The organism is Microcoleus sp. EPA2 (assembly GCA_020882975.1).
Classification (GTDB): domain Bacteria; phylum Cyanobacteriota; class Cyanobacteriia; order Cyanobacteriales; family Microcoleaceae; genus Microcoleus.
The window spans coordinates 1-16,145 of sequence record JAHRFD010000046.1; the positions used below are offsets into that span (position 1 = coordinate 1).

Here is a 16,145-nt window from a genome sequence, read left to right on the forward strand (position 1 = left end):
TTCAATCAAGCCCCTTCTCCACCCATTCTCCCCTGAAAATGGTAAAACGACAATTCGATCGAGAAGGAAACAGCAAGAGCAAAGATTTTCTATCGCTGTTTTGCCATCGGGTGCGATCGCCACTGCATTGACCGTTTCACTATGACCCGTGAGAGTTTTGAGTTCCCGGCCTGTCTCGGTGTCCCAGATTTTCAGGGTTTTATCGTAAGAAGCCGAAATCGCGGTTTTACCGTCGGGTGCGATCGCCACTGCATTTACGGAACTATGACCTGTGAGAGTTTTCAGTTCTGAGCCTGTCTCGGTGTCCCAGATTCCCAGGGTTGGATAATTAGAACCGGAAATCGCTGTTTTACCGTCGGGTGCGATCGCCACTGCTTTTACATGGAAACTATGACCCGTGAGAGTTTTGAGTTCCCGGCCTGTCTCGGTGTCCCAGATTTTCAGGGTATGATCGGATGAACCGGAAATCGCTGTTTTGCCATCGGGTGCGATCGCCACTGCATTTACGGAACTATGACCCGTGAGAGTTTTGAGTTCCCGGCCTGTCTCGGTGTCCCAGATTTTCAGGGTATTATCATCGGAAGCCGAAATCACTGTTTTTCCGTTGGGTGCGATCGCCACTGCATTTACCCTGTTACTATGACCGACAAGCGTCCGCAGTGCGCCTTCTCCAGGCCGTTCTAAATTAGCCTTCAAAGGTCGCAACCAAGGACGATCTTTCGACTGCTTTGCTTGTGCCAGCATCCCCTGAATTTCAGGTGTTTTAAAATCAAACAACCTCCCCCATAAATGCTCTACCAGTTCCGTTTTATCCTTATCCAAAACGTGCGCCGACTTGCGAATTGCCCCTTGAATCAACTTCAGCGTTTCCGTTTGCCCCTCCAACAGCAACAAATCAGAAACCCTCGCCAAATCATAATCCTCAATTAACGATTGAACCCCGATCGCATCCAACTTCGCCTCAATAAAATCAAAATCCGTCAACAACTGATGCAGCCGTTCCCCTTGAACACTCTGGGCCAAATGCCCCGGCAGAGTTTCCAAAGCATAAAGCCGCTTTTTCGGCGACATTTTCCCCAAATTTTCTTTAAATTTACCCATCGCCGTACACATCCTCCCACAAATTATCAGAAATCGCCGTTTCAATATCCTCCAGCGACACCCCAGCTTTCTGCACCACATCTTTGCGGTGGAGAAATCTTTGGAAACTCGCGTGATATATACTGTAATCTGGCAGAGTGTCGCTGTTGCGCCGCAAAAACTGTTCCCAATCATCCAGAACTTCCTGCACATCCAAAGCATCTTCCTTAGCAAAATTTGCCAAAATATCGCAGGAAACAGGCTTGCGAGTTTTCGTCAACAAATAAATCACTTTCAACTTCCGGCGGCGCAATTCCCTATCTGGAACCGTCATTTCCATCCGCGCCCAATGCTTCTCATAATATCCTTCCAACTCCCTCGGCAAATCTTGCAAATTCACATCGCTGTACTTGCCGCTGTCGATATCATTCAGCACGTAGCGCAGGTACATAAAATTGTTCTGGCTTTTTTTGGCCACCGCCGCCACAAACTGTTCGCGCTGCAAATTTTGACGGTTAATCCAACTCTGAATTGACGCGCTGTTGCTGGTGCGTTTGTCAATATAAAGCTGGACATCCGCCAAACTTTGTACACTGTACTGCATCAGATCGAAAACCTGATGATTTGGCAAAGGCAGAGTTTTCGGCTGCTTGGAGACAATAAAATAAACGTTATCGGGCAAAGCATCCGGCAAATAAAGCACATTGCTGCCAGGCCCCTGCAAACTGAGATCCACTTCATCCAGCGCATCCACGACAACAATCAACTTTTTGCCGCCCAATTTAGCGCTGACTTCTCCCAACAATCGACCCAGAAAATTGCCATCTCTGGTCGCATTTTCCGGCAGTTGCGGGTAATTTAGTTGATAGCCTCGAATTAACTGAGTGCAGGCATTTTCCAGAAATTGTTCGGCGCGGACAATGCCTTGAGATTGCGAGTTAAAATGGGCTACGCAGCGCCGCTTCAGCAGCAGCACTAACTTCGCCATAATTGAACTTTTGCCGACACCCGGATCTGCTTCTAAAACAAAATAGCCTTTTGGATTCTTCTGCAAAAAATCGGCAATTGCTTTAAACACAAATTGGCGGCCGGTAAAGTCTTGAGTCCGGTCTGCAATAATCGTTTCGCACTCGTAGGGAAGCGGCTATCTGGGCGCAGAAGTATCAACAAATCGTTCCAGTGATGTTTTAATTTGCGCCAAATCATCGCGAATGCCAATTTCGATCGCCTCCAACTTCACCATCACTTGACAAATCTGCTGCTGCGTCGCCACCGCCTCCAACTTTTGCAAAATCTCCCCATTTTGCAGCCCCAAATCTCTCAATTCAGTCAAAGCAATTTGGTGGAGATTCAACAGCATCGCTGCAAACTTTTCGCCTCCCTTTGCCGCATCCAGTTTCAGCACTTCCCGGTAGGCTTTCGGGAAAGTTGCGTACAGTTTTTCCGCCACAAATCCCACGATTTCCGCATCAAAGGATTTGCCCTCGGTGGCGGCGAATTCCCCCAGGAAACTTGCCCAATCTTCCGGTGTCAATCCGGTAACGCGATCGAACTCTTCGGCATCCGCAGAAAAAATCTTGGTTAGCTGCTCTTCGGAAATCTGTAAACCCCTTGACAAATCGGCTGTACTCGTGTTAATATGCAGCCAATATCCGGGAGTTTTTTCGGCTAATTCATCTAAAGCCTGTTTTGCATAAGGCAATTTTTTGGTTTCGGCGATCGCAATTAATTCATCCGACTTCGCCACCTCTCTCAAAATATAGCCGATCGCCTCACCCGCCGCCTTAGTCAAATCATGATTGTCCAGAATCCTCGGATTTTTTGCCAGTTTTTCGGACATCCGATTTGCCAGTTCATCAGCCGCCATAGTCTCAGCGATACCACCAGCAATTGCTGCTAAGATAGAAACTCCCCCAAGTGCGATCGGGCCGCCCATCATCCCCGCTGCTGCTTGAGTTCCCGGATTGGCGATCGCACTTGAAATCAGTTGCCCAACAGCCATCACCGCACTGCATCCAATTACCCGAATTTTAGTATTAGCTAAATCTACTAACGACATAATTTAAACAATTCCCATATTTTGCCATAGTTTAGCGTGGCTAGATAATTAAATACAAGGTTAATTTAGCGGCTTTAATATCAGCTATTGAGTCGTCTTTAGACGACTTTAGCTATGAGACAGGGGTTTTCAACCCCTGGCGGCCCCAGCAACTACCTGACGGCCTCCGCCACCCCTGGCGGCCCCAGCAACTACCTGACGGCCTCCGCCACCCCTGGCGGCCCCAGCAACTACCTGACGGCCTCCGCCACCCCTGGCGGCCCCGGCAACTACCTGACGGCCTCCGCCACCCCTGGCGGCCCCGGCAACTACCTGACGGCCCCCGCAACTAGCGTCAGATATTAAAGCACCAGTCCCGCTAACCGATTTGTAAACTTTTTTATCAACCCGATCGCATAGCTTTTATTTGATAGATAATATGAGGTTATTTATTTTTAGCTACCCACAGATGGCGCTAAAAAAAGTTTACTTTTCTTTACAAATAACCACAAAAAACACCGTATAAAACAAAAATTTCCTCACAGACTTTAAATGCGTCACGCGATCGACTAAAGTGAAAAAAATGGCTTTATCCGTTTATTCATCGCAAAGGAAACAAAGCTCATGGTTCAACGCGGTTCTACAGTTCGGATTCTCCGCAAAGAATCCTATTGGTATCAAGATGTGGGCACCGTTGCTACGGTAGACCAAAGCGGCATTAAATACCCAGTTATCGTTCGCTTTAACAACGTAAATTATGCCGGCGTCAACACCAACAACTTCGCCCAAAGCGAATTAGTGGAAGTGTCACCACCCAAAGCCAAAGCCAAAACAACAGCTACCGGCGGCAAGCAAACCACCCTCGACGAGAAAACCCGCAAAACCGGCAGTGGCGGCGCGCCCCAGCAGCCGAAAACTTCCGCAGACAGCAAGCCCGGAACAGAAGTTCCAGGTACTGTCGAAGGAGCCCCCAATCAAGGAACAGAACAGCGCTAATTGTGCCAGAACTGCCAGAAGTAGAAACTATTTGCCGGGGGCTAAATCATCTCACCCTCGATCGACCAATATGGGACGGAGACGTGCTGTTAGCCAGCTCGATCGCCCGCTCCATCTCTGCGACCGATTTTTTGACAAAACTCAAAGGAAAGTCGATCGAGCGCTGGTACAGACGCGGCAAATACCTCCTGGCAGAACTATTTCAATGTAGGGGCGGTGCCCCCGTGCCCGCCCAGACCGTACTTCCTTCAACATCCCCACTTGGGGGGGGCTGGGGGGGGTTGACTTCTTCTGTCTTCCTTCCTTCCCAAACTGGTTGGTTGGGCGTGCACCTGCGGATGACAGGTCAACTTCTGTGGGTGAATCAATCGGAACCGCTACCAAAACACACGCGAGTTAGGTTGTTCCTGGAGGGAAACCAAGAATTGCGCTTTGTAGACCAACGCACCTTCGGGCAAATGTGGTATGTACCCCCGGAAACAGAGGTTTCCAGCGTCATCACCGGCCTCAAACTGTTGGGTCCAGAACCATTTTCAGCAGATTTTTCCATAGCATATTTCGCGCAAAAGCTACACCGACGGGCGCGACCAATTAAAACAGCATTGCTAGACCAGTCTCTAGTGGCGGGTTTGGGCAATATTTACGCTGATGAAGCTTTGTTTGTTTCTGGGGTTTTGCCCACAACTCTGTGCGCTGATTTGACACAAGTGCAAATTGAGCGCATCCATGCAGCGATTATTCAAGTGCTCGACAAGGCGATCGCCTCTGGTGGCACTACTTTCAGCAATTTTCTCAACGTCCAAGGCGTAAACGGCAACTACGGCGGTGTGGCGTGGGTTTACAACCGCAAAGGCCAACCTTGTCGCGCTTGCATTACACCGATCGAACGGATAAAATTAGCAGGGCGATCGACTCATTTCTGCCCCGTTTGTCAAACATAGTCATTAGTCCGTAGTCATTAGTCCGTAGTCCACAGAAAAAAGTGCTATCAAGACAAATCTAGATTAAAATTTGTATAGTTTTTTAAACTAAACAAAGCAAGTCATGGCAATTAAAAAAGGCAGCATAGTCCGCGCCCTACGCGAAAAATTGGAAAATAGTTTGGAAGCAAAAGCCAGCGATCGACGCTTTTCCTCCTATATATTTGAAACTAAGGGCGAAGTGCTCGATGTTCGTGGTGACTATGCCTTCGTCAAATTTGGCAAAGTCCCTACCCCAAATATTTGGCTCCGGGTAGACCAACTCGAAGATTTCAACTAATTTTAACTGGTTCCCACGCTCTGCCTGGGAAACCATGCCCAGAGGCTCTGCCTCGCTTGGGAAATTGGAGGCAGAGCCGACCCATCTGCGTTCCCAGGCTCTTCCTGGGAACGAGTAAACGAGTAATAAGTAAAATCTAACATCCAAAATCTCAAATCTAAAATAGAATGACTTCTATCAATTCCAGTACCTCAAATTGTCCATCAACTCGCGTCTCAATTATTGGTGCAGGGAAAGTTGGCAGTACCTTAGCCCAGCGGATAGCCGAAAAAAATCTGGCTGATGTGGTATTGCTAGATATTGTGGAAGGTTGGCCCCAGGGTGTAGCTTTGGATTTGATGCAAGCAAGGGGTGTAGAACGACACGATCGCCAAATTATCGGTACAAACGAGTATGCTGATACTGCTAACTCAAACATCATCGTCATTACCGCCGGCGTACCACGCAAGCCTGGTATTAATCGCGAAGATTTAATTAAAATCAATGCTAAAATTGTCAGCGAAGCCGCACAACAGGCGATCGCCTATTCCCCCGAAGCAATCTTAATCGTAGTCACCAATCCCCTCGATGTCATGACCTATTTAGCCCTGGAAGCTACCGGTTTACCAAAACACCGAGTCATGGGTATGGCAGGAATTCTCGACTCATCCCGCTTCCAAACTTTTATTGCCATGGAATTGGGTATTTCTATTGCTGAAGTGAATGCCACCGTCCTCGGCTCTCATGGAGACTTGATGGTTCCTTTACCCCGGTATTCTACAGTCAATGGTATTCCCATTAGTCAACTTATGGATGCAGGGACGATCGCTCGTTTAGTCGATCGGACACGTCATGGAGGCGCAGAAATCGTCACCTTAATGAAGACCTCTAGTGCCTATTTTGCACCAGCATCTTCGGTTTGTGTAATGATAGAATCCATCCTATTAAATCAGTCGAGAATATTGCCTTGCTGCGTTTATTTGCAGGGTCAATACGGCGTACAAGATATGTTTTTAGGCGTTCCCTGTCGGTTGGGATATCAGGGTGTGGAACAGGTGATAGAACTCGCTCTCAGTGATACTGAAAGAGCTGCTTTTATGGAATGTAGCAAATTAGTTTGGCAAAGTATTGAAGAAGCCAAGGCTATCTTGAATCATTCTGATTAAAACCCTAGATTTTTCGGGAAAAATCTGCTATACATCTTACAATCGCCTAAAATACTGGTTATAGCATAGGTTGCAGGAAGAAGGAATAGTCAATAACAGCAATACTTTCAGGACTCAAAAATCTCCTAATCGTCGGGGAGGTTGCTATAATAGTTTAAAGATAGAAACCCGCGATGGGCTGAGGAGTTTGTTAATAATTGCTAAAATCCTTGATGGGATTGCTTATTGCTTCTTCGTTCCACCTCTGTTATAGCAGGTATGAATCCATTGTGTAATTATTTTAGGGGTGAAGCGCAGCGGAGGGATTCCCCCCAGGTTGCGCCAATCTATTCGGGTTAGGGACGCACAATCCACTATCCCCACAGTTTTTGCACCACTCATTTAAGCTTACTATCTAATATCAATTCCTCTATTCATCGGAATTATTCATTTCTCTCTGATCTCTCTGTGTTCTCTGTGTTCTAGTAAGGTTAAATCATTCCGATGCAACCCGAAACCATATAACAGGGAAAATTAGCTCAAATACCATCGGATCAATTCCCCTAAATTGGAGCAAATACGCTACCTAAAGAAGAGTTATTATCACCGTCAGGACGATAGCCAATTAAGTTTGCAGTTATCAGAGGACTGTGATAATTAAAACAAACACAGATGGTAAAAAATGTCAAACTAAGTAAACTATAAAATTAACTACCATTGATACCTTACCAAATAATCGAGGGCAAAATCAATCACTAAAAGTACAAAAAATGTACGCAGATTAAAGTACGGTAAAAAATAACACTTGGTAAAATAAGTATAATTTGCTGGGGAGTAACCGGAAAATCAACAGCAGTTGCTATGAAGTCGCATTATTGACCAAGCTCAACTCAACATCGCTAATTGGGGTGTCGGCTAAATCTATACCAAACCACACAATAACTAAAGAGATACTATATGTTTCATCAATACCTGTATAACGAAGTAACCAGCCTGCGGATGAAATTAATTCATCTAGAAAGAGAAATGCAGTCTCAAACCTGGTTCAAAAAGCTACAAGCATTGATGGGAGTAATTAACAAAATTCGTGAATCCCTAGACTTAGAAACCATATTCAAAACCACAAGCACAGAAGTCCGGCAACTCCTAAATGCCGATCGCGTCGCGATTTATCGCTTCATCCCCGACTCCCAATGGAACGACGGCGAAATAGTATCCGAAGACGTACTACCCCAATACAGCCCCTCCCTAGGCGCACAAGTTCACGACCACTGCTTCGGAGAACAATTTGCCGCCAACTACGAAAAAGGCTACGTTCAAGCTGTCCGTGATATCTATCAAGCGCGATTGAGTCCTTGTCACCTGAAAATTCTCAAACGATTTCAAATCCGAGCAAACTTAGTCGTACCACTCCTGCAAGGGCAGCATTTGTGGGGATTGCTGTGCATTCACCAGTGTGGCCAACCCCGTGATTGGCAAGAAGATGAAATCGAATTTGCCAAGCAAATAGGAGAACACTTAGCGATCGCCATCTACCAAGCCGGACTACACTCGCAAACTCAGCAACAATTAGTAGAAATCGCTCGCACCCAGCAACAACTACGGGAAAGCGAAACAAGATATCACCAAATCCTCGACTCGATCGCCGATATGGTATTAGTCAAAGGCCCTGAATCAAAAATCCTCTGGGCTAACCAAGCATTTCGCGACTATTACGGCATGAGTCAAGAAGAACTTGCAGGGATTGTAGACGCACCTTTCAATACTCCTGACCATACTCTCCAATATATTAAAGATGACGCCTTCGTATTTGAAACCGGACAAACTCTCCAAATTCCAGAAGAACCGATCCCGCGACACGATGGAGAAGTGCGACTGTTTAGTACAGTAAAAACACCGATTCGCAACGCAGAAGGTGAGATTACAATGACCGTCGGTGTCTCCCGCGACATGACGGAACGAAAATTAGCAGAAGAAGCACTCAAAGCCAGCGAAACCACTTATCGCCGCCTAGTAGAAACCTCCCAAGACATGATTTGGTCAGTGGATACCCAAGGTTGCTATACTTTCGTCAACCCAGCAGTTAAATACATCTACGGCTATGAACCAGAAGAAATGCTTGGTAGACCTTTCTCTGACTTTGTAGTCCCAGAACAACTTGAGAAAGATTTAGAAGCTTTCGCCCGCTTGCTGACAGGAGAATCCATTGTCCAGCACGAAACCGCGCAAATCGCTAAAGACGGTACTATCAAATATCTCATGTTCAATGCGATCGCCCTGTACGATGACACAGGAAACATCCTCGGCACCACAGGCACGGCTACCGACATTACCGCTCGCAAGCGCGCAGAAGCAGCCTTACAACACGCCAACGCAGAGCTAGAGCGCAGAGTAGAAGCCCGCACTGCCGAACTGCGACAGACTTTTGCAGCCCTCAGTGCCAGCGAAGCCAGATTTAGAACCATCGCAGCTACCATTCCCGGCGCTTTGTTTCAGTTTTGCAGCCGCGACGGAGTTTGGCAGGTTGACTACATTAGCGATCGCATCACCCATATCGGCGGCGTTACAGCAGCAGAAACGATGCAAGACATCAATACATTCATTTCTCGCATCCACCCCGAAGACGTGGAAAATTACATCACCTCCGTCAGCGCAGCCGTAGAAAATTTCTCCCTCTGGCACTACGAAGGGCGATTCGTCAACCCCAATGGCGAGATTCGCTGGTGGCAAGGCGATTCCATGCCCACCCGCAACGAGAACGGCGAAATCGTATTTTGCGGCGTCCTATTCGACATTACCGATCGCAAACTGGCAGAAAGTGGTATTCGCGAAAGCCAACGACAGTTAAAAGAAGCCCAAAGACTAGCCCATGTAGGCAATTGGGAACTCGATGCCACCACCGAAACCGTCACTTGGTCTGAGGAACTTTTCCGCATCTTCGGACTCGAACCGGCCGCCACAGCACCCACCAGAGCAGAACAAGTCGCTCTGATCCATCCAGAAGATCTGGAATTGTGGACGAGGGAGGTACAGCGGGGACTTGACTTGGGCATCCCCTTTGATTTTGACTTCCGTCTTTACCGCCCCGATGGTACTCTGCGACACCTCAACGCCGTCGGTCGCTCTCAAACCGATGCTCATGGCAAGATAGTAAAATTGTTCGGTACGGCGATCGACATTACCGATCGCAAAAACGCTGAAGCAGCCCTGCGACAAGCAGCAGCCGAGTTGGAAGACAGGGTGAGCGAACGCACAGCCGAATTGTGGCAAGCAGTCGCCCAGTTAGAACTGGAAATTAGCGATCGCAAAAATGCTGAAGCAGCAGTCCAAATTTCCGAACAAAACCTCCGAACTATATTTAACAATGTCTACGATGCTATCTTCATTCATGATTTAGAAGGTCAAATTCTCGATGTTAATAATCGAATGTTAGAAATGTATGGAGTTAGCGCCTCCCAAGCCACCAAATTATCATTTAAAAATGACTATTCCACGGCAGAAAATCCCTTTGCAGAATTTGCCCAAATTTGGCAAAGGGTAATAGCCGGAGAAACAGCCCGCATTGAATGGAAAGCTAGGCGTCCCCATGACAATTCAACATTTGATGCAGAAATAGCCTTGTCTCAAATTAATCTCAACGGCAATGTTAATATCATTGCCAACGTCCGAGATATTAGCGCTCGCAAACTGGCCGAAGCCGAATTGCAACGCACCCAAAAATTCATGGAATCTGTGCTCCAAACCATACCAGTAGGAGTAGTTGCCAAATCAGCCACAGACTTACGATTTGTACTGTGGAATCCAGCCGCCGAACACTTATTCGGTTTTTCTGCCACAGAAGTTATGGGCAAAAATGATTTTGACTTTTTCCCCACAGAACAAGCCCAAACTTTTATGAACAAAGACCGGGAAGTTCTCAACAATAGGCAACTTGTAGATATCGCGGAAGAAGAAATTCAAGTAGCTACAGGAGCATCGCGGATATTTCATACTAAAAAAACCGCAATTGTCGATGCCTATGGTCAGCCAGAATATTTATTAGCAATTACCGAAGATGTTACCAATCGCAAGCTAGCAGAACTTACTTTGAGACGCTCTTCAGCCATACTCAAGCAGCAAGCCGATCGAGAAAAATTGCTCAATATTCTCATAACTCAAATCCGCAATTCCCTCGACTTTGACAACATCATTGCTGTCGCCGTCAAAGAAATTCAAGCCTTCATGCAAATTGACCGTTGCAATTTTGCCTGGTATCGCAGCGAACAATCAGAGCCTGTCTGGGAAGTGATTAAAGAATCTCGCAACCCCGAACTTCCCGATTTTATCGGTCGCTATTCAGCTTCTGAGTTCGGCACTTTAGGAGAAAATCTATTGCGTCTAGAAACAGTGAAAATCGATGACGTTGAATTAGTTATAGATCCTATTTGGAAACAGAGGCTCCAATCGATGTGCTATCGATCGCTATTAATCATCCCGATGCAAGCACTGTCTGGGGTAGTCAGTGTGATTAGTTGCAGCAATAGCAATGCTGTCCGCCCCTGGAGTGATAGCGAAGTAGAATTGTTGCAAGCAATTACAGTTCAATTGGCGATCGCCCTCAATCAAGCAGATCTTTACACTCAAACTCTCAATAAAGCTCGCGAATTAGAACACACATTGGATAAATTAACTAGCGCTCAATCGCAGTTAGTTCAAAGCGAAAAAATGTCCTCCCTCGGTCAGTTGGTTGCGGGGGTCGCCCACGAGATTAACAACCCAGTTAACTTTATTTACGGCAACCTTAGCCATGCTAACGAATATACCCAAGACTTACTACACCTCATCGAACTTTACCAAAACCACTATCCAGAACCAGTGCCAGAAATTCAAGAAGAAGTAGAAAATATTGAACTTGATTTTCTCATGGAAGATTTGCCTAAATTGCTGACATCCATGAAAGTCGGTGCCGATCGCATTCAACAAATTGTGGCTTCTCTCCGCACATTTTCTCGCATGGACGAGGCGGAAATGAAAGCAGTCAACATTCATGAAGGCATAGATAGCACTTTGATGATCTTGCAGCACCGACTTAAAGCTAAACACAATCATCCAGAGATTCCGGTGATTAAAGAATACGCTGACTTGCCTTTAGTGGAATGTTATGCCGGACAGTTAAATCAAGTATTTATGAATGTTTTGAGCAATGCTTTAGATGCTTTGGAAGAACGAGATTTGGGTCGTTCTACTGAGGAAATGCGCCAAAATCCTAGTATCATCTCCATTAAAACAGAAATGTCCAAACCCGATCGCGTACTTGTCAAGATAGCTGACAATGGACCGGGAATGCCAGAGAGTGTGCGGAATCGACTCTTTGACCCATTTTTTACTACGAAAGCTGTTGGTAAAGGTACTGGAATGGGTTTGTCCATTAGCTACCAAATTATTACCGACAGACACGGCGGCTCCCTGCAATGCACTTCTTCCCTAGGAAACGGTGCAGAATTCGCGATCGAGATTCCGCTGAAAACTAATTCTTAATCACCCATGTCCATAACTACTCAATCTGTCTGAGCATTTCAGTAATGGCATTACTATCCAAAGGTTTAGAAAACCAATATCCCTGAGCGAGTTCGCATTCGAGATCTCGAAGCTGCGCTAACTGTTCGGGTGTTTCAACACCTTCTGCGATCGCCTCTAGCCCCAAATTGTGAGCCAAAGTCACAATCGCCCGCACAATTTGTAAATGCTGACTCCCATCATCACCATTTTTGGTCGCTCCCAAACGACTCACAAAAGAGCGATCGATTTTCAGGGTATCCAGCGGAAAACGGTGCAAATAACTCAAAGACGAATAGCCCGTACCAAAATCGTCGATCGACAACCGAATATTTTTAGCTTTCAACTGAGAGAGCACAGTATTAGCTTTCTTCACATTTTCAACGATCGCGCTTTCAGTAATCTCCAATTTTAAACTACTTGGAGCGCAGCCTGTTTCTGCCAAAATTTCATCGATTTGCTCCAACAAGTTGGGCATACCTAACTGTTTTGGCGACAGATTAACACTCATTGTTAATTGCCAAGGGTCAATTATTGGTAATCGGTAATTAGGAATTGGGCATTGGGAATTGGGCATTGGGAATTGGGCATTAGTAGCCTTCTCTCCCCTCTCCCAATCTCCCCCTCTCCCCCTTCTTCCTTCTTCCTTCCCCCCTTGGGGGGGGCTGGGGGGGGTGATTCCTTCTTCCTTCATTGACATTAACATTTCTTGCCACTGGCGCAATTGCCTGCAAGATTCCCGCAATACCCACGCTCCCAGAGGTACAATCAAGCCTGTTTCTTCAGCTACCGGAATGAAAGTAGACGGTGGCACTAGACCCCGAACCGGGTGCTGCCACCGTACTAAAGCTTCAAAACCCTCGATCGCACCAGTAACAATCGAAATAATCGGTTGATAGTTAACAATAAAATGGGAACTTTCGTCCTTATTTTTTCCTAATTCTTCCTTACCAAAAATCGCCAATCGCAGGTCAGTTTCTAACTGTAACAGTGACATAGTTTGGTCGTGCATCGCCAAATTAAACACCTCATGACGAGCCTTGCCCAAAGCTTTAGCGCGATACATCGCAATGTCGGCATCCCGCAGAAATTCTTCAGGATGGGTATACAAAGCACTCTGCTGACCGTTCAAATCTTCGTCTTCTAATGCTTCTACTTCGTCTCTACTAAAAACTATGCCAATGCTAGCGCTGGTGAATACTTCATGACCTTCCAGGTTAAAGGGTATAGTCAATTCTTTTTGTATTCTGTTAGCTGCTAGGGTGGCATCGCTGAGGTTTTGAATGCGGTCCAGGAGGATGGTAAATTCGTCTCCGCCAAGTCGGGCGACGGTATCAGTAACGCGCACGCAATTCTGAAGTCGCTGCGCCAGAGCGATTAACAGTTTGTCACCGAGAATGTGTCCTAGAGAATCATTAACTACTTTGAAGCGGTCTAAATCTAGGAATAGGACGGCAAATTTGTAATCGGGAGAATATTGAGAGAGCTGTATAGCTTGTGCTAGTCTATCGATAAATAAGAGGCGGTTTGGCAAACCTGTGAGCGCGTCGTGAAAAGCATCGTGCAGGAGTTGCTGTTCTACTCGTTTGCGTTCGGTGACGTCTCTGATAATAATTTGGGCGGCGGCTGAGCCTTGATAAGTAGCAGGTATACCTGCCACTTCCACATCGATGATGGTTCCATCTAGACGCAGCAATTTTTCTTCCGCCAGTTCGATCGGTCTATTTTCTTCCTCGACTTTCCGAATCCGCTCTCTGGCGATTTCTACATAGCTGGGATGGACGAAATGCAACACGGGAAAGCCGATGAGCGCGGAGGGAGAGCTAGCGCCCAGGAGTTTTGCGCCCGCTGCGTTAATATAGGCGATTTTACCTTGACAGTGAACGGCGATCGCTTCTGGAGAGAGTTCGACTAGACGGCGGTAGCGTTCTTCACTTTCTTGGAGAGATACTATCAACTCCGATCGCTCTTTTTCTGCTTGCTGGCGTTCTATTTCCATTCTGTGAGCCGCCAGAAATTTCCCCAGGCTTTGAGCCATCAATTCTATAATTTCTCTTTCCTGAGATGCAAAATTTTTATGTCTGACTTCTCTGGAACAAAAACTCAAAGTACCATAGATTTTATTGTTAACAAATATCGGTGTGCCGATGTAGGATTCCAGACCTAATTTTTGATAAATTGGATGGTCGTCCCGATCGAGTAGTTCTCTGATGTGAGAACAGGCCATTGTTTTTTTGAACTTAATCACTGCATCACAGTAAGTATCCTCCAAATTTAATTTTAATCCGGGAACTAAAAAATCTAATTCTGTTTTGGCAGACCTAATTATAAAAGATTGATTTTCTACTTTAGCAATGATACCAATAGCCAGACCAAAAATCAAACACCCCGCGGTTAGATAATCATCAACCAGTTCTTGAAAATTTTGATAATTATAGGTAGTAATTCGATGTAAATGTTTGAGATTAGCACTAAAAGTTGCTAGATCTTGAGATTTTGAATATAATTCTTCTTCGGCTTTTTGACGGTCTGTGACATCGGTTTGAACCCCTATAAAGTGGGTCAAGTGTCGTCGCGAGTTGTACACCGGAGCAATAGAAAGTTCGTTCCAAAAAGGCGTGCCATCTTTCCGAAAGTTACGCAATATAACTTGGCAGTCTTTGCCTTCTTCAATAGATTTTTTGAGTTTTTTGACAGAGGCTGGATTAGTGCCTTTGCCCTGTAAGAATCGGCAATTTTTACCAATTAATTCCTCTCGGCCATAGCCTGTGATCCGCTCAAAACTAGGATTTACATAAATAATCGGATTGTCGGCAACTGTCGCATCGGCGATCGCAATGCCGTTGGTAGCACTCTCCATCGCCCTTTCCATCATTTGCAGGCGTTCTGACGATCGAATCCGCTCGATCGCCGCGCCTAACAGATTGGCGATCGCCTCCATAAAATAGACATCATCTTGGCTAAAAACCCGCTCTTGAGTGCTGTGAACCCCCAAAACACCCCAAACAGGAGATGTCATATTTGGGACTTCAATGGATTCTCCCCAGTTCGTCTTAGCCATACCCGGAGTTCCCGGAACCAGCACCGTGACACCACTGACAATTTGCTGGTTGTGCAGCAGTGGCGATTCACTGAACCTGGTTTCCACCCGCAAATCTGCGACGATAGTCGGTTCCCTCACGGACAATGTATAGCCAGCTTGAGACCGTGGTGAAGCGGTGACAGTAGCACTACCAACAAGCTCGGCAGACCAGCCAAACCCCGATCGCAACAGGAAAGCATGACCTGAAGGCAATAGTTCCAAAAACTGACAATATTCTACATCCAAAGTTTGGGCAATCAACACTCCAGTTTTGTCCATTAGCACCAACAAATCTGTTTCCGCCAGCGCCAGATGACCTAAGTAAGCTACAGCGACTTGCTGACGAGCGCGACAATGAATAGAGGCCAGCAATTGGCGTTCTAGAGCTTCGGCTCGCTTTCGCTCCGTAATATCGCAGAACACTGACAAAACAGCTTTTTCTGAATGCAAAGTCAGGTAGCGCATCGACACAGTTGCCCAAAATAATGTGCCATCCGCCTTTTTCAGGCAGACTTCAGCCTCGGAGATATGCTGATTGCGAGCTAGTCCCTCCAGTAGTTTCTGGCGGTCTGCGGGGTTGTGGTAAAGTGTTTCGGCTTTGGGATGGTCGATCGAATCTGTGCGTTTGATTCCGAAAGAAATAGCACACAAATCGTTGCAATAAAGAATGGTACTGTCAGCCAGACTGCTGATCGCCAAAGGGAGCGGCATCGACTCAGCGATCGCCAGCAATAATTCTTGAGTATCTTGCAGTGCTTCCCGGACTTCCGACTTAAAGTCACAACTCTGACAGTGTTCGGGGATCAAACTTTCCAGTTTTTGATTGACCCATTCTAATAATCTTTTTTGCACAAAACCTGACTCCTTTACCTCTTACCGAGGGCTATGAATTTTTGGTAGTTGGCGATTTTAGACGATCCCGGACGATCGACACCGATCTCTAGCATTATCTGAATCCTGAAACAACCCCACCCTAAACCCTATAAATTATAACCTTGAGTTTTTTTTCCTTTTGAGGAATCGCTGTAAG

General features: G+C 46.3%; 8 protein-coding genes and 1 pseudogene. 5 read left to right on the forward strand and 4 right to left on the reverse strand.

The genetic code is table 11. The features are described 5' to 3' along the window. From AAFP14_RS24750 to AAFP14_RS24760, 3 genes and pseudogenes are all read right to left on the reverse strand, one after another. Positions 1-1,101, reverse strand: a pseudogene (locus AAFP14_RS24750) (hypothetical protein); the annotation flags it as partial. Further along, positions 1,094-2,158, reverse strand: a complete 1,065-nt coding sequence (locus AAFP14_RS24755) for a P-loop domain-containing protein (protein ID WP_341734841.1) — start codon at positions 2,156-2,158, stop codon at positions 1,094-1,096. The gene AAFP14_RS24755 and the pseudogene AAFP14_RS24750, both read right to left, overlap by 8 nt. Before the next feature lie 66 nt (positions 2,159-2,224). Then, positions 2,225-3,139 carry a hypothetical protein gene (locus AAFP14_RS24760; protein WP_341734842.1) on the reverse strand — a complete coding sequence of 305 codons (915 nt, stop codon included), beginning with the start codon at positions 3,137-3,139 and terminating at the stop codon, positions 2,225-2,227. A 603-nt stretch (positions 3,140-3,742) separates the two neighbouring features. Between AAFP14_RS24760 and AAFP14_RS24765 the strand changes: the two genes are divergently transcribed. The 5 genes from AAFP14_RS24765 (at position 3,743) to AAFP14_RS24785 (ending at position 12,015) form a co-directional block, all read left to right on the forward strand. Next, positions 3,743-4,114 carry a photosystem I reaction center subunit IV gene (locus tag AAFP14_RS24765; protein ID WP_341734843.1) on the forward strand — a complete coding sequence of 124 codons (372 nt, stop codon included), beginning with the start codon at positions 3,743-3,745 and terminating at the stop codon, positions 4,112-4,114. Between the two features lie 2 nt (positions 4,115-4,116). Then, a complete protein-coding gene (locus tag AAFP14_RS24770) occupies positions 4,117-5,055 on the forward strand; it encodes a DNA-formamidopyrimidine glycosylase (protein ID WP_341734844.1) in 939 nt (312 codons plus the stop codon). Between the two features lie 103 nt (positions 5,056-5,158). Further along, entirely contained in the window at positions 5,159-5,374 is a 216-nt protein-coding gene (ndhO, locus tag AAFP14_RS24775; RefSeq protein ID WP_340522847.1) for an NAD(P)H-quinone oxidoreductase subunit O, read from the forward strand. Between the two features lie 167 nt (positions 5,375-5,541). Beyond that, on the forward strand, positions 5,542-6,519 hold the full coding sequence (gene mdh, locus AAFP14_RS24780) for a malate dehydrogenase (protein WP_341734845.1): 978 nt from the start codon (positions 5,542-5,544) through the stop codon (positions 6,517-6,519). A 936-nt stretch (positions 6,520-7,455) separates the two neighbouring features. After that, positions 7,456-12,015, forward strand: a complete 4,560-nt coding sequence (locus AAFP14_RS24785) for a PAS domain S-box protein (RefSeq protein ID WP_341734846.1) — start codon at positions 7,456-7,458, stop codon at positions 12,013-12,015. Positions 12,016-12,031: 16 nt separating this feature from the next. Here the strand turns inward: AAFP14_RS24785 and AAFP14_RS24790 are convergent, their stop codons facing one another. After that, a complete protein-coding gene (locus tag AAFP14_RS24790) occupies positions 12,032-15,967 on the reverse strand; it encodes an EAL domain-containing protein (protein ID WP_341734847.1) in 3,936 nt (1,311 codons plus the stop codon). Between the last annotated feature and the right edge of the window lie 178 nt (positions 15,968-16,145).